Raw genomic sequence first — 21,150 nt, 5'->3', positions numbered from 1 at the left:
CGGGCCGGGCCGTCAGACCTTGACGACGACGATCCGGTCGGTAACCAGCTTCTCCAGGTCGTCCACATCGGACGTGAAGACCGTGACGTCGCCCGTCTGCGCCCGTGCGACGACCGCGAGGACGGCGTCGATGGCGTACTTGTGGCCGTGCAGTCCGGTGTCGGCCAGGAGGCGGCGGGCCAGGCGGGCCTCGTCCCTGCCGATGTCCGCGACCCGGACGCGGGACAGCACCCAGTCCCAGCGCTGCTCGGTCGTCCTGCCGTCGTACGCCTCGACCAGGGTCAGCGGGGAGGTGATCACCTCGGCCTCCCCGCGTGCGGCCAGGCCGAGGCGGTTGATCATCGCGCGGTCTCCCCGGACCGCGAGCGACAGCGCCTCACTGTCCAGGACGAAGATCCTGAGCTGCCGGTCCGTCCGCTTCGTCACGCGGCCTCACCCGCGCGCGCCTCCCGCGCCCGCCGACGGCGTTCGTGCTCGGCGTCGAGCTCGTCCAGCTCGGCGTGCGCGTCGGCACGCTCGGTCTCCGTGATCGGTCCGTGCTCCTCTTCCAGCCAGTCGACCAGTTCCCGCAGCCTGTCGCGGTCACGACGCAACCGCAGCGCCTCCGCGACGTACGCCGACAAGCCGTACTCGGACGCCTCGGCCCGGACCTCCTCCAGGAGCTCCTCCGGGATCGTCACCGTCACCTTCTTCGTGGCCATACCAGCGACCATACTCCCCGTACTGGACGCCGTACCGGTTTTCGGTCCACATGCGGACCCGACTCTCCACCTCTAGGCTTGGCGGCGAACACCCGACCGAGAAACCGAGAGGGAGTCTCATGTCGAAGCGTGGCAACAAGCGGCGGGCCCGGAAGAAGAAGGGCGCGAACCACGGCAAGCGGCCGAACACCTGAGCCGGGCCGTGGTGACGGAGGGGCCCCGGGGATCTCCCCGGGGCCCCTCCGCGTGTCTGCCGGTCGCCCTCCGCGCGGGCCGGTCGCTTCCCGCGTGGGCCGGTCGCCCTCCGCGTGCGGCCGTCAGCAGGCGTGGCGGTCGCGGGCCGGGTCGTACAGGTGGCTGTCGCGGAACTCGGAGGCCGCGAGGGTGCGGCCGACGATGATGACGGCCGTCTTGGTGATCCCGGCCGCCTTCGTCTGCTCCGCGATGTCGTCGAGGGTGCCGCGCAGGACGACCTCGTCGGGGCGGCTGGCCATCGCGACGACGGCGGCCGGGCAGTCCGCGCCGTAGGAGGGGACCAGCTCGGCGACGACCCGGTCGACGTACCGCGCGGCGAGGTGGAGGACGAGCAGGGCGCCGCTGCGGCCCAGGGTCGCCAGGTCCTCGCCCTCCGGCATCGGGGTGGCCTGCTGGGCGATCCGCGTGAGGATGACCGTCTGGCCGACCGTGGGGACGGTCAGCTCCCGCTTCAGCGCGGCGGCCGCCGCCGCGAAGGCCGGGACGCCGGGGACGACCTCGTACGGGATGCCGAGCGCGTCCAGGCGGCGCATCTGCTCCGCGACCGCGCTGAACACCGACGGGTCCCCGGAGTGCAGCCGGGCCACGTCCTGCCCCGCCTCGTGGGCGGCGGCGATCTCCGCCACGATCCCGTCCAGGTCCATCCGGGCCGTGTCGACGAGCCGCGCGTCCGGCGGGCACTCGGCGAGCAGCTCGACGGGGACGAGGGAGCCGGCGTAGAGGCAGACCCCGCACGTCGCCAGGGTCCGCGCGCCGCGCACGGTGATCAGGTCGGCCGCGCCGGGGCCCGCGCCGATGAAGTAGACGGTCATCCCTCTTCAGAACCTTTCGTGACGGGCCGCCGCGTGACGGCCCCCTCCGTGGCGGACCCTTCCGTGACGGATCCCTCCGTGACGGCCCCCTCCGTGGCGGACCGCTTCGTGACGGACCACTGCGTGACCGGCATCGCCTGCCGCCAGCCGGTGAAGCCGCCCACGGGGACGGCGGTGGCGACCGCGAGCCGGACGAGTTCCCCGCCGTGGCGGCGGTGGGCCTCGGCGAGCAGCGCCTCGGATTCGAGCGTGACGGTGTTGGCGACGAGCCGGCCGCCGGCGGGCAGCGCGTCCCAGCAGGCCGCGAGCAGGCCGGGTGCGGTCAGGCCGCCGCCGACGAAGACCGCGTCCGGGGTGGGGAGGCCGGCCAGGCCCTCCGGCGCCGGGGCGGTGACGACCTTCAGGGCCGGGACGCCGAGCGCGTCGGCGTTGCGGGCGATGCGGGCGGCCCGCTCCGGGCTCTTCTCGATCGCGACGGCCCGGCAGGCGCGGTGGGTCCGCATCCACTCGATGCCGACGGAGCCGGAGCCGCCGCCGACGTCCCAGAGGAGTTCGCCGGGGGCGGGGGCGAGCGCGGCGAGGGTGGCGGCGCGCACGTACCGCTTGGTGAGCTGCCCGTCGTGCTCGTACGCCTCGTCCGGAAGGCCCGGCGCGGCGCCGAGCCGCAGGGCGTCCGGGTCGCGCGCGCAGTCGAGCGCGAGGACGTGCAGCGCGTCGGTCCGCTCGTACGGCCAGGCCCCGGCGGTCGCGTCGAGGAGCCGCTCGCGGGGGCCGCCGAGCTGTTCCAGGACCCGGATCCGGGTGCCGCTCCAACCGGTGTCGCGGAGGTACGCGGCCACGTCGGCGGGGGTCCCGGGGCCCTCGCCCAGGACGAGGATCCGGCGCCCGGGGTGCAGGACGGCGGCGAGGGCCGCGAGCGGCCGGGCGACCAGGGACACCGTCTCGGTCTCCTCCAGGGGCCAGCCGAGCCGGGCGCAGGCGTACGAGACGGAGGACGGGTGTGGGTGGATCCGGAGCCGGCCGGCGCCGACGGTCTCCGCGAGGGTGCGGCCGATGCCGTAGAAGGAGGGGTCCCCGCTGGCCAGGACGGCGACCGCGCGTCCCGCGTGGGCGGCGAGCAGGCCGGGCACGGCCGGGCGGAGGGGGGAGGGCCAGGCGACCCGCTCGCCGGGGCAGTCGCCGCCGGGCAGCAGGTCGAGCTGGCGGGGGGCGCCGATCAGGACCCCGGCGGCGCGCAGGACGCGGCGGGAGGCCTCGGGGAGCCCGTCCCAGCCGTCCGCGCCGATCCCGACGACCGCCACCGCGTCCGACACCGCGTCCGGTGTCGCCCCCGCTGTCGCACCCGTCGCACCGTTCACACCCGCACCGTTCACGCCGCCGAACTCTACGGGAGCCCCGGGTCCCCCTTCCTCGTGGGCGTGGTCACGTCCGGGCCGCGCACCAGGGGCGGAGCACGCGGAATACCCGGGCGGGTGACACCGTTGGACGGGATAGTTTAAGCTTCAACCACTAGCCGGGAAAGGCACCCCGGGAACGCGAGAGGTGAGCACGATGCAGTTCGGGATCTTCACCGTCGGCGACGTGACGACCGACCCCACCACCGGCCGCACCCCCAGCGAGCACGAGCGGATCAAGAACACCGTCGCCATCGCGCTCAAGGCGGAGGAGGTCGGCCTCGACGTCTTCGCGACCGGGGAGCACCACAACCCGCCGTTCGTCCCGTCGTCCCCCACCACCCTCCTCGGGCACATCGCCGCCCGCACGGAGAACCTGATCCTGTCCACGTCCACGACCCTGATCACCACCAACGACCCGGTGAAGATCGCCGAGGACTACGCGACCCTCCAGCACCTCGCCGACGGCCGCGTGGACCTGATGATGGGCCGCGGCAACACCGGCCCGGTCTACCCGTGGTTCGGCCAGGACATCCGCCAGGGCATCCCGCTCGCCATCGAGAACTACGCGCTGCTCCACAAGCTGTGGAGGGAGGACGTGGTCGACTGGGAGGGCAGGTTCCGCAGCGCCCTCCAGGGCTTCACCTCCACCCCGCGCCCGCTCGACGGCGTCCCGCCGTTCGTCTGGCACGGCTCCATCCGCTCCCCGGAGATCGCCGAGCAGGCCGCCTACTACGGCGACGGCTTCTTCGCGAACCACATCTTCTGGCCCAGGCAGCACACCGAGAAGATGGTCCGGCTCTACCGCCAGCGGTACGCGCACTACGGCCACGGCACCCCCGAGCAGGCGATCGTCGGCCTCGGCGGCCAGGTCTTCCTGCGCAAGAACTCGCAGGACGCGGTACGGGAGTTCCGCCCGTACTTCGACAACGCGCCGGTCTACGGCCACGGCCCCTCCCTGGAGGAGTTCAGCCGCGAGACCCCGCTGACCGTCGGCTCCCCGCAGGAGGTCATCGAGCGGACCCTGTCCTTCCGCGACTACGTGGGCGACTACCAGCGCCAGCTCTTCCTGGTCGACCACGCCGGACTGCCCCTGAAGACCGTCCTGGAGCAGCTCGACCTCCTCGGCGAGGAGGTCGTCCCGGTGCTGCGCAAGGAGTTCGCGAACCTGCGCCCGGCCGGCGTCCCGGACACCGCCCCGCTCCACCCCGCCGTCACCACCGCCAAGGAGGCGTAACCGTCATGCGCACGCTCAAGCTGGTCGCCGTCTCGGCCGGACTCGGCAGCCCCTCCTCGACCCGGCTCCTCGCCGACCGGCTCCTCCAGGCCGCCCGCTACCGGCTGGCCGAGCAGGAGTACGCGGTCGACGTCGAGGTGGTCGAACTCCGCGACCTGGCCGTCGACATCGCCCACCACTTCGTCACCGGCTTCCCCTCCGGGCGGCTCCAGGAGGCGATCGACACGGTGACCGGCGCGGACGGCGTCATCGCGGTGACCCCCGTCTTCACGGCCTCGTACAGCGGTCTGTTCAAGTCGTTCTTCGACCTGCTCGACCCGACGGCGCTGACCGGCACCCCGGTCCTGATCGGGGCGACCGGCGGCACCGCCCGCCACTCGCTGGTCCTGGACCACGCCCTGCGGCCGCTCTTCGCCTACCTGCGGGCCCTGACCGTCCCGACCGCCGTCTACGCGGCCTCGGAGGACTGGGGCTCGGGCGGCGGCGAGGCCTCCCCGACCGGTTTCGGGGGCGAGGGCCTGCCCACCCGGATCAACCGGGCCGGGTACGAGTTCGCGGACGCGGTCGCGGCCCGGCCGGTCCGGGCGGCGAACGAGGACGAGGTCGTGCCGTTCGCACGCCAACTGGCCGATCTGCGCCTCGACTGACGGGCCGCGGCGTCCCTTTTGTTACGTTGGAGGCGGATCGCACAGAGGTGCCGTACGACGGACGGAGGTCGGCGATGGCCGGCAGGATCGTGGTGGGCGTGGACGGGTCGGAGCCTTCCCTGGAGGCCCTGAGGTGGGCGGCCGGGCAGGCCGCCCTGACCGGGGACTCCGTGGAGGCGGTCATCGCCTGGGAGTACCCGGCCTCGTGGGCGACGCTGATGCCGGGCGTGCCGCCGGAGTTCGACCCCGAGCGGCTCGCCGCGCAGATCCTGGACCAGGCCCTGGCCGACGCGCTCACCCCGGAGGCGGCGGCCGACGCCGTCCGCACGGTGGTCGGCGGCAACGCCGCGCAGGCCCTGGTGGACACGGCGAAGGGCGCGAGCCTCCTCGTCGTCGGCGACCGCGGCCACAGCGGCTTCCGGGCGGCCGTCCTCGGCTCGGTCTCCACCCAGGTCGCCCAGCACGCCCCCTGCCCGGTGGTGGTCGTCCGGGGCGAGCCCCAGGGCGGGTGAGGGGCCGGCCCCGGACCTTCCCGAGCGGCGGCGCGCGGCCTCCCGGCGCATGATGCCGGTGGGGCCGCGCGGTACGGGCCCCGCCCGCGAGGAGCGCGAGAGCGCGAGGAGCCCGAGGAACCCGCCATGGACATCAAGCTGGAGCTGATCGGCGTCCCCGTCACCGACGTCGACCGGGCCAAGGCCTTCTACGAGAAGGCCGGCTTCCACGCCGACCACGACGTCACCGTGAGCGAGGACGTCCGCTTCGTCCAGCTCACCCCGCCCGGCTCGGCCTGCTCGATCGCCCTCGGCAAGGGCGTCACCGGAATGGAGCCGGGCTCCCTGGACAACCTCCAGGTCGTCGTGGCCGACATCCAGGAGGCCCACGACGACCTCGCCGCGCGCGGCATCGAGGTCAGCGACATCGACGACCTGCCCTGGGGCTCCTTCGTCCACTTCGCCGACCCCGACGGCAACCGCTGGGCGGTCCAGCAGACCGTCCCGCGCACGGCCTCCTAGGCGGCCCGTCCCGACGGCAGGACGTCCGCCACCACGCACGACGCGTCGTCCGGGCCGCCCCGCCCGTCGGCGAGGGCGAGCAGGGCCCTGGCCGTGTCCTCGGGCCCGGCCCCGGCCGCCAGGGCGGCGCGCAGCTCCGCCTCCGGCACGACCGCCGACAGGCCGTCCGTGCACAGCAGCCAGCGGTCCCCGGGCCGCCCGCTACCTGCGGTTGTACAGCCGCATCGTGACCCATCCGAAGACGAGCACGAACAGCGCCGACCAGCCCAGCGACCACGCGATCTCCGCGCCCGGCCACCGGCCCGCCATCAGCTCCCGCACCGCGCTCGCCACATGGGTCACCGGGTTGTTGTTCACGAAGGCCTGGAGCCAGCCCGGCATGGTCTTCGGGTCGACGAAGACGTTCGACAGGAAGGTCAGCGGGAAGATCACCATCATCGAGACGCCCATGACGGACTTCTCGCTGCGCAGCAGCAGGCCGAACATGGTCCAGATCCACGAGAAGGCGAACGAGAACACCAGGAGCAGCACGACCCCGAGGAGCACGCCCGGGAACCCGCCCTCCGGCCGGTAGCCGATGATCACGCCGACCGTCAGCATCACGGCCGAGGCGATCAGATAGCGCACGACGTCGCCGAGGAGGTAGCCGACCATCGGCGCCGGCCGCCAGATCGGCAGCGTGCGGTGGGGGTCCCCCCTCTGGGGGAGGTCGAAGACGCCCTTCTCGATGTCGGTGTTGACCGACACCCCCGTGTACATCGTGATCATCACGACGCTCATCACCAGGATGCCCGGCAGCAGGAACTGGACGTACGAGGAGACCGAGCCGGCCAGCGCGCCCCCGAAGAGGTACGTGTACATCAGCACCATCATGATCGGGAACGCCGTCACGTCGAAGAGCTGCTCCGGCACGTGCTTGATCTTCAGCATGGCCCGCCGGCCGAACGTCAGCGAGGCGGAGAGCGCGCCGGGGCGGGGCGGCCGTGGTCGCCGGACGAGGAGGGCGGCCAGCTCCTCCGCCCGGGGGGCCTCGAAGTCGAGGTCGGCCGTGCGCGTGTCCTTGCCGGTGGAGACGGTGGTCATGCCGCCGTTCCTTTCCTGTCCGCCGATGCCCCGCTCGCAGGTGCGCCGTCCGCCGGGGCCCCGCCCACCGGAGCCCCGTCCGTCAGCGCCAGGAACACCTCGTCGAGGCTCGGCTGGCCGAGGGCGAAGCTGTCGACCGTGATCCCGGCCCGCGCCAGCTCCGCGAGCGCCCGCGCCGCCTGCTCGGCGGCGCCGAGGTCCGTCCCGTGGCCGTCGACGGTGGCGGTGAGCGCGACCGGGTCCGGGTCGAGCTGGACGGTGGCCCGCAGCGCGCCGCGCAGGACCGCCTCGGCCTCCCGCCGCCGCTCGGGGTCCCGGAGCCGTACGTGCACCGAGCCCGAGCCGACCGAGGCCTTCAGCTCGCCCTTGGTGCCCTCCGCGATCACCCGGCCGTGGTCGATGACGGCGACCCGGGAGGCCAGGCGGTCCGCCTCGTCCAGGTACTGGGTGGTCAGCAGGACGGTGGTGCCCTGGGCGACCACCGCGCGGACGATGTCCCAGACCTGGTTGCGGCTGCGCGGGTCGAGGCCGGTCGTCGGCTCGTCGAGGAAGAGCAGGTCGGGGGTGTTGAGGAGGGACGCGGCGATGTCGATGCGGCGCCGCATGCCGCCCGAGTAGTTCTTGATCTGCCGGCCGGCGGCCTCCGCGAGCCCGAACGCGGCCAGCAGCTCCTCCGAGCGCGCGCGGGCGGCGGGCCGGGTGTGGCCGAGCAGCCGGGCGAGGAGGACCAGGTTCTCCGTACCGGTCAGGTCCTCGTCGACGGAGGCGTACTGGCCGGTGAGGCTCACGCGCCCGCGCACCGCGTCGGCGTCCTTGACGACGTCCTTGCCGAAGACGTCGGCCCGGCCGCCGTCGGGGCGGAGCAGGGTGGCGAGCACCTTGACGACGGTCGTCTTGCCGGCGCCGTTGGGCCCGAGGACCCCGTAGACGGTTCCGGCGGGGACGCGCAGGTCGACGCCGTCGACGGCGCGGTCGGTGCCGAAGACCTTGACCAGGCCCTCGGTCTCGATGGCGAGGTCGGTCATGCGGTCTCCTCCGTCGTCCCCGCGTCGTCCCCGGCGGCTCCGGCGGCCCCGTCCCGGTCAGCGGGTCGCCGGACGGGCCGCCGCGCCCTCGTGGGTGTAGAAGAAGTAGTGGGCGGCGACCGTGGTGGCCAGGGCGGACGCCAGTCCGAGGCCGCTCGACGAGAGCACGGTGGCGTTGGTGAGGCTGTAGGCGTAGCCGACCGAGATGCCCACCAGGGCGCCCCACGCGGCGGCGCGCGGCAGGCGGGGCAGGGCCCGGCCGTAGCGGTGGAGGGCGTGGATCGCCACGGCGAGCACGACGGCGGAGACGAGGCCGATCCAGAGCTGGCTCAGGGCGAGGGGGCCGCCGTGGCGGGCGTTCGTCTCGGCGTAGAAGCCGTACAGGACGCCGATCGTGATCGGCACGGCCCAGCCGTGGGTGCTGACGTGGCGCCGCCGGGCGGGCACCGCTGCGTGTGCGGCCATGGCAGGAGCTCCTTCGTCTCTGGCGCCTCCGGCGCCTCTCACCCCCTGGTTCCCGCACCCTCCAGGGCACACCCGCGGCCCGCGCGCCGCAAGTGGATCAGCCGGGTCCGGGCCACGGGCCCGGTTCACCCGTTCGGGTCAGCCGGGAGGCCGGTTCGCGCGGGCGCTCCCACGATGGGGCCATGAGCCAGAACGACGACGGGACCGCGCGTCCGGGCCAGGGCCAGAGCCAGGGCCAGCACGCAGCGCCGCCCCGCAACCCGAACGCCGCCCCGCCCCGCAAGCAGAGCACCGCCGGTGCCTGGGCCTCCGGCGGCACCCTCTTCGCCGGTGTCCTCATGCTGGTCATCGGCTTCATGGACGTCTTCCAGGGCATCGCGGGCATCGCCCAGGACGACGTCTACACGCGTGTGGGCGACTACGTCTTCAAGTTCAACCTGACGGCCTGGGGCTGGATCCACCTGATCCTGGGCGTGATCCTCGTGATCGCCGGCTACGGCATCCTCAAGGGCGCCGAGTGGGGCCGGGTCGCCGGCATCACGCTCGCCGCGCTCAACGTCCTCTTCCACTTCCTCTTCCTGCCCTACCAGCCCTGGTGGGCGCTCTTCTCCATGGCCGTCTCGATCTTCGTGATCTGGGCGCTCGCCTCGGACGAGGCGTACGGCCCGGACGAGAGGTACTGAACGGCATGGGACGCACCGCCGCCGGAACCGTCCTCGGCCTCGCCGCGGCCCTCGCCCTCACCGCGGGCTGCGACTCCGCCGGGGACGCGGTCGGCGGTGCCGTCTCCTCCGCGACGGCCGCGGTCGCCTCGGCCGCCGAGCGGAAGATGGACGAGGTCGAGGACGGGGTGGACGCGAAGGGGGACGTGAAGACCGGGGAGCCCCGCGCCGACGGGGACCGGACGGTCACGGAGGTCACCGCGACCAACCCGGATGACAAGGACGCCGACTACACGGTCATGGTCGACTTCCGCGACGGCGACGGGAAGCTGCTCGACGCCGTCGTCCTGAACATCGACGCCGTGGCCCCGGGGACGTCCAAGTCCGGCACGGCCCGCAGCAACCGGCAGCTCTCGGGCGTGACGAAGACGGAGATCGGCCGGGCCCTGCGGCACTGAACCGCGTGGACCCCGACCCCGTCCTCGCCGCCGCCCCCGCGCGGACGCCCGCCCCGCCGTACGTGCGGATCGACCACGTCCTGGTCAGCGACGAGTTCGGCGTGGCGGGGGTCCGCTTCCCCGGCCTCGCCGGCACCGGCCACCGGGCCGTCCTCGCCGATCTCGACCTGCGGGGAGAGCGCTGATCGGCCACGCTGGAAGGCATGGACAACGAGGAGATCCTGGACGACATCGGCGCCCTCGTCGAGGAGGAGCGCGCCCTGCGGCAGCGCACCGGCGGCCTCCTGCCCGAGGAACGCGCCCGCCTGACCGAACTGGAGGTGCGCCTCGACCAGTGCTGGGACCTGCTGCGCCAGCGCCGCGCCAAGGCGGAGTTCGGCGAGGACCCGGACACGGCGACCCTCCGTCCGGCGGCCGAGGTGGAGTCGTACCGCAACTGACCTCCGGTGGAAGGCCGGTTGTCGGACCCCTCTGACAGAGTGCCCGGCATGGAACCGTCGAACGTGGAAACGCCGGGCACGGGCGCGTCGGGCACGGACGCGGCGGACGTGGTCGGGGCGCTGTGGGAGCGGATGGAGGCGCGGGACCGGGGCGGCCTGGCCGCCCTGTTCGCGCGGGACGCCGTCGTCGAGTGGCCGGTCAGCGGTGAGCGGATCACGGGCCGGGACGACTACGTCGCGGTGAACCGCGCGTACCCCGGGGGCTGGTCGGTCCGGGTGCTCCGGATCGTCGCCGGGGACGGCGAGGCCGTCTCCGAGGTCGAGGTCCCGCACGAGGGCGTCGGGACGTTCCGCGCGGTGTCGTTCTGGACCGTCCGCGACGGCCTGGTCGTCCGGGGCACGGAGTACTGGACGAGCCCCGGCTCCGACCCCCGCCCCGCCCGGCGCGCCCCCTTCGTCGAGCCGATGTGACGGCGCGGCACCCGTGCCCGGGCGGCGCGGACGCCCCGCCAGTACGTTGGGGGGCATGGCGCGATCCCGAGGAGCCGGACGGCTCGCCCCGCCCGCCTGGCTGACCGCCGGAATGCGGCCCGCCCCCGCGCCGGTCCCGTGGGCCGCCGTGCTGCGCGCCTCCGTCGCCCTGTCCGCGCCGCTCGCCGTCGGCCTGGCCGCCGACCGGCCCGCGTACGGGGCGCTCGTGTCGATGGGCGCCCTGTCCGGGGTCATCGGGGACACCGCCGACGCCTACCGGATGCGGGTCTTCAACATCGCCGTGCCGCAGCTCTTCGGGGCCGTCGGCGTCACCCTCGGCACCCTCGTCTTCGGCCACGGCTGGGCCGCCGTCGCCGTCCTCACCTGCGTCGCGCTCGTCTCCGGGATGATCTCCTCGATCGGCGCGGTCGCCTCCGTCTCCGGTCTGCTCCTGCTGCTCAACGCCGTCGTCGGCGCGGGCCTGCCCATGCCCGACCCCTGGTGGACGGCGCCGCTCCTGCTCGCCCTGGGCGGGCTCGTCGTCCTCGCCCTCACCCTCCTCGGCTGGCCGCTGCGCCGCGCCGCCCCCGAGCGGGCCGCCGTCGCCGCCACCTACCGGGCGGTCGCCGACCTCTACGAAGCCGCCGGGACGTCCGCGTACGACGAGAGACGGCAGGCCGTCACCGCCGCCCTGAACCACGCGTACGACCTGGTCCTGGCCCGCCGCGCCCGGCAGCACGGCCGCGCCCCCGCCCTGGTCCGGCTGCTCGCCCTGCTCAACGTGGTCGTCCCGCTCGTCGAGGCCGCGCCCGCCGCCCACCTGCGGTCCCGGATCACCGGCCCGCAGCCCGCCGGGGTCCCGGCGGCCGTGCGGGACCTCGCGGACGCCGTCGCCGGGGACCGCGCCGACGCCCCCGTCCTCGACCTGCCAGCCCCGGAGCTGCCCTCGGAGAAGGCCGTCGACCACGCGCTGCGGCACGCGGTGAACGTCGTCCACGAGACGGACCCCGAGGGACACCATGTCGACGACCGGCTCGGCCGGCCCGCCGCGCTCCGCGTCCGGATCCGCCGCACCACCCGCGCCGTCCTGCTCTCCGGCGCCTCCTGGCGCTACGGCCTGCGGCTCGCGCTCTGCATCGGCCTCGCACAGGCCCTGGTGTCGCTGATCGCCGTGCCCCGCTCGTACTGGGTCGCCCTCACCGTCACCTTCGTCATGAAGCCCGACTTCGGCTCGGTCTTCTCCCGGGCCGTGCTCCGCGCCTTCGGCACCGCCCTCGGCATCCTGCTGGCCGCCCTCGTCCTCGCCGAGGTGCCCCGGGGCTGGTGGGACGTGCCCGTGATGACGGTGCTCGCGGCCCTGATCCCGGCGTTCTCGGCGAAGGGGTACGCCTTCCAGACGGCGGCCATCACCCCGGTGATCCTGCTGCTCTCCGACACCCTCAACCACCAGGGCTTCGGCCTCGTCCTGCCCCGCCTCTACGACTCGCTCGTCGGCTGCGGGATCGCCCTCGTCGCCGGCTACCTGCTCTGGCCGGAGTCCTGGCACGCCCGGATCGGGGACCGGCTCGCGGACGCCGTCTCCGACACCGCCGACTACGTGGCCCGCGCCTTCGCGCGACAGGAGGGATCCGACCCGCACGCCCGGCTGCGGGCCCGCCGGGCGCTCTACCGGGACCTGTCGACCGTCCGCTCCGAGTTCCAGCGGGCCCTGACCGAACCCCCGCCGACCGGCACCCGCGCCGCCGCCTGGTGGCCGCTGGTCGTCGCCGTCGAACGGATCGTGGACGCCACCACCGCCGCCCGCATCCGCATCGACCACGGCGCCCCCGCCCCGGACCCCGCCGAGGCCGCCGAGGTGGAGCGGGAACTGCGCGAACTCGCCGAGGGGCTGCGGGCGGACGACACCCTCGTGGAGGTCCGCACCGAGCTGCCCGGGGACGAGAACGGAGTCCTCGAACCGCTCCGCCAGGAGGTCCGCGCGGCCCGCGCCATCGCCGGTCCCGACCTGCGGTAAACCTCCCCCGGGGGGCGTACGGGAGAACTTACCGGCGGTCACGGAACGGAACCCTCCCCACCGCCGTTACCGGAAACCGTCCCGGCGACTACGATGCGCCCATTCACGGTGATCCGCGCCCGCCGCCGCCGGCAACCGGCCCGGTGGACGCGCCACTTCGCCCTGCCTCACCCCCCGCGCCCCGAGGATCCGCCATGCGCACCACCACCAGCAGAGGGCTCCAGCCCAATGTCCTCGGCACCTTCGACACGATCGTGATGGCCGTCGCCGGCAGCGCCCCCGCCTACTCGCTCGCCGCGACCACCGCCGTCCTCTTCGGCGCGGTCGGCGTCGGCGGCCCCGCCGCCCTGCTGTACTGCGCGATACCCATGCTCGGCATCGTCCTCGCGTACGCCCGGCTCGGCCGGATCGACGTCAACGCCGGTGCCGCGTACTCCTGGGTGGGCCGCACCCTCCACCCCTTCCTCGGCTTCCTCTCCGGCTGGGCGCTCGTCTTCTCCACCACCGTCTTCATGGTGGCCGGTTCGCTGCCCGCCGGGTCCCTCACGCTCGCCCTGGTCGCCCCGGGCCTCGCCGGTCACACCGCGCTCGCGGCGGCCGTCGGCGCCTGCTGGTTCCTGGTGATGCTGCTCGTCGTCCTGGGCGGCGCCCGGCTCACCGTACGGGCGCAGCTCGTCATGTCCGGGGTCGAGATGCTGATCCTGGTCGGCTTCGTCCTCGCCGCCGTGGCCCACCGGGGCCACGCCACCGCCTTCGACTGGTCCTGGTTCGGCCTCGCCCGGTTCGACGGGCCCGAGGGGTTCGCCGCCGGGGCGCTCATCGCCGCGTTCTACTACTGGGGCTGGGACGTCACCAGCAACCTCAGCGAGGAGACCCGGGACAGCCGCAGGACCGCCGGGGTCGCCGCGCTCGTCGGCCTCGGCTTCGTCTTCGTCCTCTTCGAGGCCATCACCGTCGCCGTCAACGTCCTGCTCAGCTCGGAGGAGATCCGCCGCGCCGGACCCGACGTCCTCGCCGTCGTCGGCCAGGAGGTCTGGCCCGGCGTGGGCGGCAAGCTGCTCGTCGTCGCCGTCCTCCTGTCGACCGTCGCCACCCTGGAGACCACCCTCATCCAGGTCACCCGCTCGCTCTTCGCGATGGGCCGCGACCGGACCCTGCCGGCCGCGCTCGGCACCGTGCACCGCCGCTGGAACACCCCGTGGGTCGCGATCGCGACGGTCGGCACGGCGGCGCTGCTGCTGTTCGCCGCCGCCGCGGCGGCCGGGTCCGTGCAGCAGGTCCTCAGCGACGCCGTCTCCGCGATCGGCCTCCAGATCGCCTTCTACTACGGCCTGGCGGGCATCGCCGCCGTCGTCGCCTACAAGGGCCTGCTCTTCCGCTCCGTGAAGAACCTGCTCGTGGGCGGCCTGTGGCCGCTGCTCGGCTCGGCGTTCATGCTGTGGGCCTTCGTCGAGTCGCTCGGCGAACTCTCCACCACCGCCCTCGCCATCGGCCTCGGCGGCCTGCTCCTCGGCGTGGTCCCGCTGGCCGTGTACGGCAGGAGGGGCAGCGACTACTACCGCCGCCCGGCCCGCCTCGACGCCGTCCGCGCCCTCGCCGCCTCGGCCGCCGCGGGCGCGTCCACCCCGGGCGCCCGCACGGGCGGCCGGGACAAGAGCTACGCGACGGACTTCTGACGGCAGCCGAACCAGAAGGAGGCCCCGATGGCCGTACGCCGCCGCTCCTCGCGCCCGGAACGCCCCGAGCGCTTCGTGCCCGACTTCGACCCGGACTTCGGGGACCGGGCGCTGACCGAGGCGCGCCACGACATCGTCATCGGCCGCTGGCAGGGCGTGCGGGACCTGCTCGCCGCCACCGGCGACGACTGGGCGCGCCGCACCCACCGGATCCGGCTCCTCTCACACGCCGCCGCGGGCAGCTCCACCGTCGAGACCTGGTGGGCCGCCGAGCCGGGCAACCCGGACGCGGCCGTGCTGCGGGCCGCGACCGAGGTGGTGCGGGTCTTCGACGCGGCCATCGCGGCCGGCCGGGGCGCGGCCGTCGACCGGGGCCGGATCGACGCGGCCGTGGACGCCTGCCGGGGCGCGGCCGGGGCGGCGCCCGCCGACCCCATGCCGTGGGTGTCGCTCCTCTCGGTGGCCAGGCTGTACGAGGGCGGGGTGCCCCGCCGCGAACTGCGCCACTGGTTCGACGAGTTGCGGCGCCGCGACCCGTACAACACCGAGGGGCACATCCAGGTCCTGCGGTACTGGTCGGCGCGGTGGCACGGCACGCACGGCAGCATGTACGACTTCGCCCGCGACGCGGCGGGCGTGGCGCCGCCCGGCTCCTCGCTGCCGGTCCTGGTGCAGGTGGCCCGGGTCGAGGAGTACCGCTACATCGCGGACGGCGCCCTGGGCCGGGGCCCGGTGCGCGGCTTCGACCAGCACTGGAAGCACGAGCTGGCGGTGACCGAGCTGCGCCGCACGCACGCCCGCTGGATCGGCGGCCGCGACCCGGGGAGCCCGGTGGCGCCCGAGGAGGTCGGCGACCTCAACTTCCTGACGCACGCGGCCTGTTACGCGGGCCAGGTGGACGTCGCCAGGGAGCTGCTCGGGATGCTGGGGCGGCGGGCGGCGTGGGTGCCGTGGGCGTACACCGGGGACCCGGAGGAGCAGTTCACCCGGTTCAGGGAGGGCCTGGGGGTGGAGTGACCGCCCCCGGGCCCACGACCGGACAGGGCCCGGTCAGACGCCGATGTCGCGCCCGTCCGTGCGCCAGACGGCGACGACCGAGGGACGGACGATCTTCCCGGGGCCGTCGGGCCAGGTCGACGCGGGCTTCTCGACGGACGCGCCGTCGACCTCGCCCGGGTGCTGCACGGCGACGAGCACGCGCCGGTCCTGGACGAGCGGGCCGCAGGTCTCGGCGCCGGTCGGCACGGTCAGGAACTGCTTCAGTTCACCGCGCCGCTCGCCCTGCACGGCGACGCCGAACAGGCCGTCGTGCGAGCCGAGCTGGTTGCCGTCGGTGGAGATCCACAGGTTTCCGTGCGGGTCGAAGGCGACGTTGTCCGGGCAGGAGATCGGGGAGACCTTCTCCTTGGGGAAGCCGGCGAAGTAGGTGGCCGGGTCGTCCGGGTCGCCCGCGACGAGGAACAGGCGCCAGGCGAAGCCGTCCGAGGACGGGTCGTCCCAGTGCTCGGCCAGCTCCAGGATCTGCCCGTGCTTGTTGAGGTTGCGCGGGTTGGCCTCGTCCGCGCCCGCCTTGCCGGCCTTGCCGCGGTCGGTGTTGTTGGTGAGCGCGACGTACACGCGGCCGGTGCGGGGGGACGGCTCGACGTCCTCGGGGCGGTCCATCTTCGTCGCCCCGACCTTGTCGCCGGCGAGGCGGGTGAAGACGTACACCTCCTCGGCGGTCATGCCGGGGACGTGCGAGACGTTCCCGGTGGCGAGCGGGATCCACACGCCGGAGCCGTCGAACTCGCCGTCGTTCGGGAGCTTGCCGGTGCCGTCGACCTCGGCGGCCGGGGAGTCGCCGGTCAGCTTGGCGACGTACAGCGTGCCCTCGTCGAGGAGGGTGAGGTTGTGCTCGCGGGCGGCCCGCGAACTCCCCTTCTTCATCCGCTTGCCGGAGACGAACTTGTAGAAGTAGTCGAAGCGCTCGTCGTCGCCCATGTAGACGACCGGGCGGCCGTCGGCGGTGAGGCGGGGCTGCGCGGCCTCGTGCTTGAAGCGGCCGAGCGCGGTGCGCTTGCGGGGCGTGGAGTCGGGGTCGTACGGGTCGAGCTCGACGACCCAGCCGAAGCGGTGGACCTCGTTGGGCTCCTGCCGGAGGTCGAAGCGCTTGTCGAACCGCTCCCACTTGCGCTCGGTGGCGCCGGTGCCGACGCCGTAGCGCTTGTCGGTGGCGCTGGAGCCGTTGGCGAAGTACTGGTTGAAGTTCTCCTCGCCGTGGAGGGTGGTGCCCCACGGGGTGGTGCCGCCGGCGCAGTTGTTGAGCGTGCCGAGGACCGTGCGGCCGGCCGGGTCGGCGGAGGTCTTCAGCAGGTCGCTGCCCGCGGCGGGACCGGTGACCCGGAACTCGCTGGTGGTGTGCAGCCGCCGGTTGAGGTGGTGGCGGGAGACCGGCGTCAGCCTGCCCGTACGGCGCTCCTCCTGGACCACGACGACGGACAGGCCGTGCGCGGCCCAGGCGGTCTCGACCTGCTCGCGGGTCGGGTTCGCGGGGTCGTACCCGCGGAACATCAGGACCTCGTCGGTGTACTCGTGGTTGGCGACGAGGACCTGGCGGTCGCGCTCCCCGGGGAGCGGCAGCAGGGAGAGGAAGTCGTTGTTGTAGCCGAACTGTCCGGCCTGGGCCTTCGCGCTCTGCTTCTCGGCGTCGAAGGCGGGGGCGCCGCGGAGGATGGGGTCGCCCCAGCGGATGACCACGTTCTGGGAGTGGCCGGCGGGGACGGTCACCTTGTCGGCGGTGTTGGGCGCGACGGGGGCGAAGCGGAGGCCGCGGGCGCCGTCGGCCTTGGCCGGCTGGTGGCCGTGGCCGCCGTGGGCCTCGGCGGCCGGGGCCTCGCCGAGGACGGCGGCGCCGCCGACGGCGGAGGCGACGGTGACCACGGCGGCGGCGCGCAGCGCGGAACGGCGGGAGAGGACACCGGCTATGAGGTCGCCGGCGTACTCGTTGTCGCTGGTGTTGGGCACCTCGTGGAAGCAGGCGTCGCCGCAGCGGTACCGGCAGGTGAGAGCGGAACGGCCGCCTCCGTGCGGGTTGGTGCTCAGGAGCGGCAGCAGTTTGCGCACGTCGTCCTCCTCCGGCGCAGCACTGCGCCGACATGGTGTCGGGATGTCTTCGGCGGTGACGCTAGGTGCGCGTTCCGGCACGGGGGCGGCGGGGGAATGAACGCCGGATGAATGCGGGGCGACCGAGGACGACCGGGGCACGGAGGTGGCGGGAAGCGGCCGCTAACCTTACGTATCCGCCCTGGCCAGGGATGAAAGTCCCGAAACGCCCAGTACGGACATTCACACTGCACCCCACTCATGCGAAAGGGTTCGCCCATGGGTATTCGGAGCATGCTGCGCAAGGTGTTCGGCCGGGACCGCGAGGAGTCCCCGGCGACCTCCGTCCCGTCCCAGTCGCGTGAGGAGACGGTGGAGCCGCTGGAGCCGTCGGAGGCTCCGGAGACGGCCGCGCCTCAGGAGGAGGAGGCCCGCCGGGCGGCGGACGACCTGGTGGCGGCGTCCTTCGACAACCCGCAGGTCCCCAAGGCGCGGTCGGCGGAACCGGATTCGGCTGCCGCCGAGGAGCCGGAGCCGGAGTCGGCTGTCGTCGTGGAACCGGAACCGGAGCCGGCTGTCGTCGTGGAGGAAGAGGCCCCCGTCCGCTCGGCCGCGGCCGAGGCGGCGGCGCGGGACACGGCGGCCGCCTCCGTCGCGGAGTCCGTGGAGGTCTCCCTCCCGGAGGAGCGCAACGACGAGCCCGGGGTGGACCCGGAGGTGGCCGCCGTCGAGATCTCGTACCCCGACACCACGGACGAGCCGAAGACCTGCGAGGTGCCCGCCGCGCCGGAGCCGGGGACGGCCGAGGCGCCCACCGCCGCCGAGGACGCTCCGGAAGCCGAGGCCACGGAGGAGCCCGCCGCCGCTGCTCCCGCTCCGCAGGCCGAAGCCACGGAGGAGCCCGCCACCGCTCCCGCTCCGGAGGAGTCGGCCGGGGACGGCGTCGACGAGCCGCAGGCGGAGGCGGAGACCCCCGCGACCGCCCCGGCCGAGGAAGTCCCCTCGGAGCCGGAGGCCGAAGTCACCCCGGAGCCCGAGCCCGTCGTGGCGGCCGCCCCGGCCCCGGAGGGCCCGGCCGAGCCGGAGGCCGAACCCGCCACCGCCCCCGAGCCCCAGGCCGTCGCGGCAACTGCCCCCGAGCCGGAGGCCGAAGCCGTCCCGGAGCCCGAGCCCGTCGTGGCGGCCGCCCCGGCCCCGGAGGCGACCGCTCCCGTGCCGACGCCGGAGGCCCCCGTGATCACCGCGCTGGAGCCCGAGGCCCCGCCCGTCGCCGCCCCCGCCCCGGCGGCCGCCGGTCCCGCGCTCTCCCTCGCCAGGGTCAAGGCCGCCGCCCCGCACCTCGCCGACGCCTACAAGGCCGCCGGGGCCGTGCTGAAGAAGCAGGGGCTCACCGGGGCGCGGGCCGCCGTGTACCTCGTCGTCGACCGGTCCGGTTCGATGCGCGGGTACTTCAAGGACGGCTCCGTGCAGCGGCTCGCCGAGCAGACGGTGGCGCTCGCGGCGCACCTCGACGAGAACGCCGCCGTCACGGCCGTGTTCTTCTCCACGGACATCGACGGCACCGCCGAGCTGACCCCCGCCACGCTCTCCCCCACCGGCATCGAGGAGATCAACGCCGGTCTCGGCCGCCTGGGCCGCACGCACTACCACCGCGCCGTGGAGGAGGTCCTCGCCCACCACGAGAAGACCGACCCCGCCCGCCCGGCCCTGGTCGTCTTCCAGACGGACGGCGCGCCGGACGCCAGGACGGCCGCCACGCAGGCGCTGGCCGGAGCGGCCGACCGCCCGCTGCACTGGCGGTTCGTGGCCTGGGGCGAGCCGGACAACAAGGCCTTCGACTACCTCAGGAAGCTCGGCGGCACCCCCCGTACCGCCGCGTACTTCCCGGGCGCGGCCCCGGCCGGGACGGCACACGCCGCCTTCTACCGGGGCCTGCTGGAAGGCCTGGAGCTGTAGGTCCTAAGGGCGGGTGACGGTGACCGGCAGGGTCGCCGTCACCACGAGCCCGCCGCCCTCTTCCGCGCCCCGGGCCACCGCCGTCACGCTCCCGCCGTGGGCGACGGCGATCGACCGGACGATGGAGAGCCCGAGCCCGGCTCCGGGCCCCGTCCGGTCGCGTCCCTCGCCGCGCCGGAAGGGCTCGAAGAGGCCCTCGACGTCGCCCGGCGGGACGACGGGCCCGGTGTTGACGACGGTCAGGACGCCGCCCGCCACCCGCACGTCCACGAAGCCCCCGGGCACGTTGTGGACGACCGCGTTCGCGACGAGGTTCCGCACGAGCTGCCGGAGCAGCACCCGGCTCCCCCGTACGACGCCGTGCTCCGCGACGGCCGCGTCCTCGTACTCCTCCGTCACGACCTCGGCGAAGGGCACGTCCTCGCGCTCCGCGAGTCCCCGTTCGCCGCGGGCGAGGAGGAGCAGGCCGTCGAGGAGTCGCTCGCTGTGCCGGTTGGTGTCGAGGAGGATCCGCCGGACGTCGCAGTCGTCGAGCCCGACCTGGAGGGCCGCGCGCTGGGTGGCGAGCGGGGTGCGCAGCTCGTGCGAGGCGTTGGCGATGAACCGCCGCTGGCTGTCGAAGGCGGCCTCGAGACGTCCGAGCAGCGCGTCGATCGTGTCGCCGAGCTCCTTCAGCTCGTCGTCGGGCCCGCGCACCGCGAGCCGCTCGTCGAGGTTCCGCTCGGAGAGGCGCCGGGCGCGGGCGGTCATCTCGTGGACGGGCCGCAGGACGCGCCCCGCCGTCCACCAGCCCACGACCACGGCGCCGCAGGCGATCACGAGCAGGGACAGGCAGGACCACATGAGCATCTGCTCGTTCGCGGCCCGGCTGACGTCGTCCCCGATCCGGTACGCCTCCACGACGGCGACCCCGCCGCTCCCGTCCGCCCGCGCCACGATCGCGTCCGCCTGCCCGTCCGTACCGGCCCTGACCAGCAGGTTCACCACGAGCAGCAGTAGCGCGCCGAGGACCAGGAAGACCCCTCCGTACACGAGGGCGATCCGGGTGCGGATGGTCGACCCGGCTCCCAGGCAGCCGCCGTTCCCCGCGTTCACAGCACGTACCCCACGCCCTGCACGGTCCGGATCATCCCCGGCTCCCCCAGCTTGGCCCGCAGCTTGCTCATGCAGACGCGCACGGCTCCGGTGAAGGGGTCGGCGTGGGCGTCCCAGGCGCGTTCGAGGAGTTCCTCGGCGGAGACGGCGGCGCCGTCGGCCTCCAGGAGGATCTGGAGGACGGAGAACTCCTTGGGGGAGAGGTCGAGGTCGCGTCCGTCGCGGACGGCGGTCCGCCGGACGGTGTCCATCCGCAGTCCGTCCCGTGCGAGGAGCGGCGGCAGGGGCCGGGCGGAGCGGCGGCGCAGGGCGCGGACGCGGGAGACCAGCTCGGGGAACTCGAAGGGCTTGCCGAGGTAGTCGTCGGCGCCCAGGTCGAGCCCCTCCACCCGGTCCTCGACGGCCGTGGCGGCGGTCAGCATCAGGATGCGGGTGCGGGAGCCGCCGGCGACGAGCCGCCGGGCCACCTCGTCGCCGTGGACGCGGGGCAGGTCGCGGTCGAGGACGAGGACGTCGTACGCGTGGAGGCCGAGCCGCTCCAGGGCGTCCTCGCCGTCGTGGACGGCGTCGACGGCGAATCCGGCCCGCCGCAGCCCGGTGGCGACGAGCCCGGCGAGGACGCGCTCGTCCTCGGCTACCAGTACACGCATCCCCCCATCCTCACC

At 74.4% G+C, this 21,150-nt stretch carries 24 protein-coding genes and 1 pseudogene; 14 read left to right on the top strand and 11 right to left on the bottom strand.

Going from position 1 to position 21,150, the window contains the following annotated elements:
* Positions 1-12: 12 nt before the first annotated feature.
* Both ACFYNX_RS20375 and ACFYNX_RS20370 read right to left on the bottom strand, forming a co-directional pair.
* Positions 13-426, bottom strand: a complete 414-nt coding sequence (locus ACFYNX_RS20375) for a hypothetical protein (RefSeq protein ID WP_388663014.1) — start codon at positions 424-426, stop codon at positions 13-15.
* Positions 423-701 carry a CopG family transcriptional regulator gene (locus tag ACFYNX_RS20370; protein WP_388663012.1) on the bottom strand — a complete coding sequence of 93 codons (279 nt, stop codon included), beginning with the start codon at positions 699-701 and terminating at the stop codon, positions 423-425. The genes ACFYNX_RS20375 and ACFYNX_RS20370 overlap by 4 nt, the downstream gene beginning before the upstream one ends.
* A gap of 119 nt (positions 702-820) precedes the next feature.
* On the opposite strand from ACFYNX_RS20370, the gene ACFYNX_RS20365 reads away from it, so the two are divergent.
* Positions 821-895, top strand: a complete 75-nt coding sequence (locus ACFYNX_RS20365; protein ID WP_372460710.1) for a 50S ribosomal protein bL37 — start codon at positions 821-823, stop codon at positions 893-895.
* A 123-nt stretch (positions 896-1,018) separates the two neighbouring features.
* Here the strand turns inward: ACFYNX_RS20365 and cobM are convergent, their stop codons facing one another.
* Entirely contained in the window at positions 1,019-1,768 is a 750-nt protein-coding gene (cobM, locus tag ACFYNX_RS20360) for a precorrin-4 C(11)-methyltransferase (RefSeq protein ID WP_365539659.1), read from the bottom strand.
* Positions 1,765-3,081: a precorrin-6y C5,15-methyltransferase (decarboxylating) subunit CbiE gene (cbiE, locus tag ACFYNX_RS20355; RefSeq protein ID WP_388663010.1), complete on the bottom strand. Its 1,317-nt coding sequence runs from the start codon at positions 3,079-3,081 to the stop codon at positions 1,765-1,767. The genes cobM and cbiE overlap by 4 nt, the downstream gene beginning before the upstream one ends.
* A 238-nt stretch (positions 3,082-3,319) precedes the next feature.
* Between cbiE and ACFYNX_RS20350 the strand changes: the two genes are divergently transcribed.
* The 4 genes from ACFYNX_RS20350 to ACFYNX_RS20335 all read left to right on the top strand — a co-directional run bounded on the left by ACFYNX_RS20350 (position 3,320) and on the right by ACFYNX_RS20335 (position 6,059).
* Positions 3,320-4,399, top strand: coding sequence for an LLM class flavin-dependent oxidoreductase (locus ACFYNX_RS20350; RefSeq protein WP_388663413.1), 1,080 nt, complete (start codon positions 3,320-3,322; stop codon positions 4,397-4,399).
* 5 nt (positions 4,400-4,404) lie between these two features.
* Positions 4,405-5,046, top strand: coding sequence for an FMN reductase (locus tag ACFYNX_RS20345; protein ID WP_388663008.1), 642 nt, complete (start codon positions 4,405-4,407; stop codon positions 5,044-5,046).
* A gap of 74 nt (positions 5,047-5,120) precedes the next feature.
* Positions 5,121-5,558, top strand: a complete 438-nt coding sequence (locus ACFYNX_RS20340) for a universal stress protein (RefSeq protein ID WP_388663006.1) — start codon at positions 5,121-5,123, stop codon at positions 5,556-5,558.
* Positions 5,559-5,684: 126 nt separating this feature from the next.
* The gene (locus ACFYNX_RS20335) at positions 5,685-6,059 is read left to right on the top strand and encodes a VOC family protein (RefSeq protein ID WP_125663420.1); all 375 of its coding nucleotides are present in this window, start codon (positions 5,685-5,687) and stop codon (positions 6,057-6,059) included.
* On the opposite strand, the pseudogene ACFYNX_RS20330 reads toward ACFYNX_RS20335, so the two are convergent.
* From ACFYNX_RS20330 to ACFYNX_RS20315, 4 genes and pseudogenes are all read right to left on the bottom strand, one after another.
* A pseudogene (locus ACFYNX_RS20330) lies at positions 6,056-6,256 on the bottom strand (hypothetical protein); the annotation flags it as partial. The gene ACFYNX_RS20335 and the pseudogene ACFYNX_RS20330 sit on opposite strands and share 4 nt — an antisense overlap.
* A 4-nt stretch (positions 6,257-6,260) precedes the next feature.
* The gene (locus tag ACFYNX_RS20325) at positions 6,261-7,142 is read right to left on the bottom strand and encodes an ABC transporter permease (RefSeq protein ID WP_388663004.1); all 882 of its coding nucleotides are present in this window, start codon (positions 7,140-7,142) and stop codon (positions 6,261-6,263) included.
* Positions 7,139-8,167: an ATP-binding cassette domain-containing protein gene (locus ACFYNX_RS20320; protein WP_388663002.1), complete on the bottom strand. Its 1,029-nt coding sequence runs from the start codon at positions 8,165-8,167 to the stop codon at positions 7,139-7,141. Before ACFYNX_RS20320 ends, ACFYNX_RS20325 begins: the two co-directional genes overlap by 4 nt.
* A gap of 57 nt (positions 8,168-8,224) precedes the next feature.
* Positions 8,225-8,632, bottom strand: coding sequence for a hypothetical protein (locus tag ACFYNX_RS20315; RefSeq protein WP_388663000.1), 408 nt, complete (start codon positions 8,630-8,632; stop codon positions 8,225-8,227).
* Positions 8,633-8,814: 182 nt separating this feature from the next.
* Here ACFYNX_RS20315 and ACFYNX_RS20310 point away from each other — a divergent pair, with 182 nt between their 5' ends.
* The 8 genes from ACFYNX_RS20310 (at position 8,815) to ACFYNX_RS20275 (ending at position 15,370) form a co-directional block, all read left to right on the top strand.
* Positions 8,815-9,315, top strand: coding sequence for a hypothetical protein (locus ACFYNX_RS20310; RefSeq protein ID WP_365539676.1), 501 nt, complete (start codon positions 8,815-8,817; stop codon positions 9,313-9,315).
* 5 nt (positions 9,316-9,320) lie between these two features.
* Positions 9,321-9,752 carry a hypothetical protein gene (locus tag ACFYNX_RS20305; RefSeq protein WP_388662998.1) on the top strand — a complete coding sequence of 144 codons (432 nt, stop codon included), beginning with the start codon at positions 9,321-9,323 and terminating at the stop codon, positions 9,750-9,752.
* A gap of 5 nt (positions 9,753-9,757) precedes the next feature.
* Positions 9,758-9,937, top strand: coding sequence for a hypothetical protein (locus tag ACFYNX_RS20300; RefSeq protein WP_388662996.1), 180 nt, complete (start codon positions 9,758-9,760; stop codon positions 9,935-9,937).
* A gap of 18 nt (positions 9,938-9,955) precedes the next feature.
* Positions 9,956-10,192, top strand: a complete 237-nt coding sequence (locus ACFYNX_RS20295) for a DUF2630 family protein (RefSeq protein WP_125663395.1) — start codon at positions 9,956-9,958, stop codon at positions 10,190-10,192.
* Between the two features lie 132 nt (positions 10,193-10,324).
* Positions 10,325-10,663, top strand: a complete 339-nt coding sequence (locus tag ACFYNX_RS20290; RefSeq protein WP_388663411.1) for a nuclear transport factor 2 family protein — start codon at positions 10,325-10,327, stop codon at positions 10,661-10,663.
* Positions 10,664-10,718: 55 nt separating this feature from the next.
* Complete coding sequence (locus ACFYNX_RS20285; RefSeq protein WP_388662994.1) at positions 10,719-12,677, top strand: FUSC family protein; 1,959 nt, start codon at positions 10,719-10,721, stop codon at positions 12,675-12,677.
* 194 nt (positions 12,678-12,871) lie between these two features.
* A complete protein-coding gene (locus tag ACFYNX_RS20280) occupies positions 12,872-14,353 on the top strand; it encodes an APC family permease (protein ID WP_365539685.1) in 1,482 nt (493 codons plus the stop codon).
* A gap of 27 nt (positions 14,354-14,380) precedes the next feature.
* Positions 14,381-15,370 carry a hypothetical protein gene (locus ACFYNX_RS20275; protein WP_388662992.1) on the top strand — a complete coding sequence of 330 codons (990 nt, stop codon included), beginning with the start codon at positions 14,381-14,383 and terminating at the stop codon, positions 15,368-15,370.
* 33 nt (positions 15,371-15,403) lie between these two features.
* Here the strand turns inward: ACFYNX_RS20275 and ACFYNX_RS20270 are convergent, their stop codons facing one another.
* Positions 15,404-17,455: a PhoX family protein gene (locus tag ACFYNX_RS20270; protein WP_388662990.1), complete on the bottom strand. Its 2,052-nt coding sequence runs from the start codon at positions 17,453-17,455 to the stop codon at positions 15,404-15,406.
* 258 nt (positions 17,456-17,713) lie between these two features.
* Here ACFYNX_RS20270 and ACFYNX_RS20265 point away from each other — a divergent pair, with 258 nt between their 5' ends.
* A complete protein-coding gene (locus tag ACFYNX_RS20265) occupies positions 17,714-19,390 on the top strand; it encodes a VWA domain-containing protein (RefSeq protein ID WP_388662988.1) in 1,677 nt (558 codons plus the stop codon).
* A 3-nt stretch (positions 19,391-19,393) separates the two neighbouring features.
* On the opposite strand, the gene ACFYNX_RS20260 is transcribed toward ACFYNX_RS20265, so the two are convergent.
* Together ACFYNX_RS20260 and ACFYNX_RS20255 are read right to left on the bottom strand one after the other, a co-directional pair.
* The gene (locus ACFYNX_RS20260) at positions 19,394-20,485 is read right to left on the bottom strand and encodes a sensor histidine kinase (protein WP_388662986.1); all 1,092 of its coding nucleotides are present in this window, start codon (positions 20,483-20,485) and stop codon (positions 19,394-19,396) included.
* Positions 20,482-21,135 (bottom strand): response regulator transcription factor, encoded by a 654-nt coding sequence (locus tag ACFYNX_RS20255; protein WP_365539695.1) that lies wholly within the window; start codon positions 21,133-21,135, stop codon positions 20,482-20,484. The genes ACFYNX_RS20260 and ACFYNX_RS20255 overlap by 4 nt, the downstream gene beginning before the upstream one ends.
* Positions 21,136-21,150: the final 15 nt, after the last annotated feature.

Origin of the sequence: Streptomyces sp. NPDC007872, assembly GCF_042868165.1 — a bacterium.
Taxonomy (GTDB): Bacteria; Actinomycetota; Actinomycetes; order Streptomycetales; family Streptomycetaceae; genus Streptomyces.
This window is presented reverse-complemented; position numbering and strand designations above follow the sequence as displayed.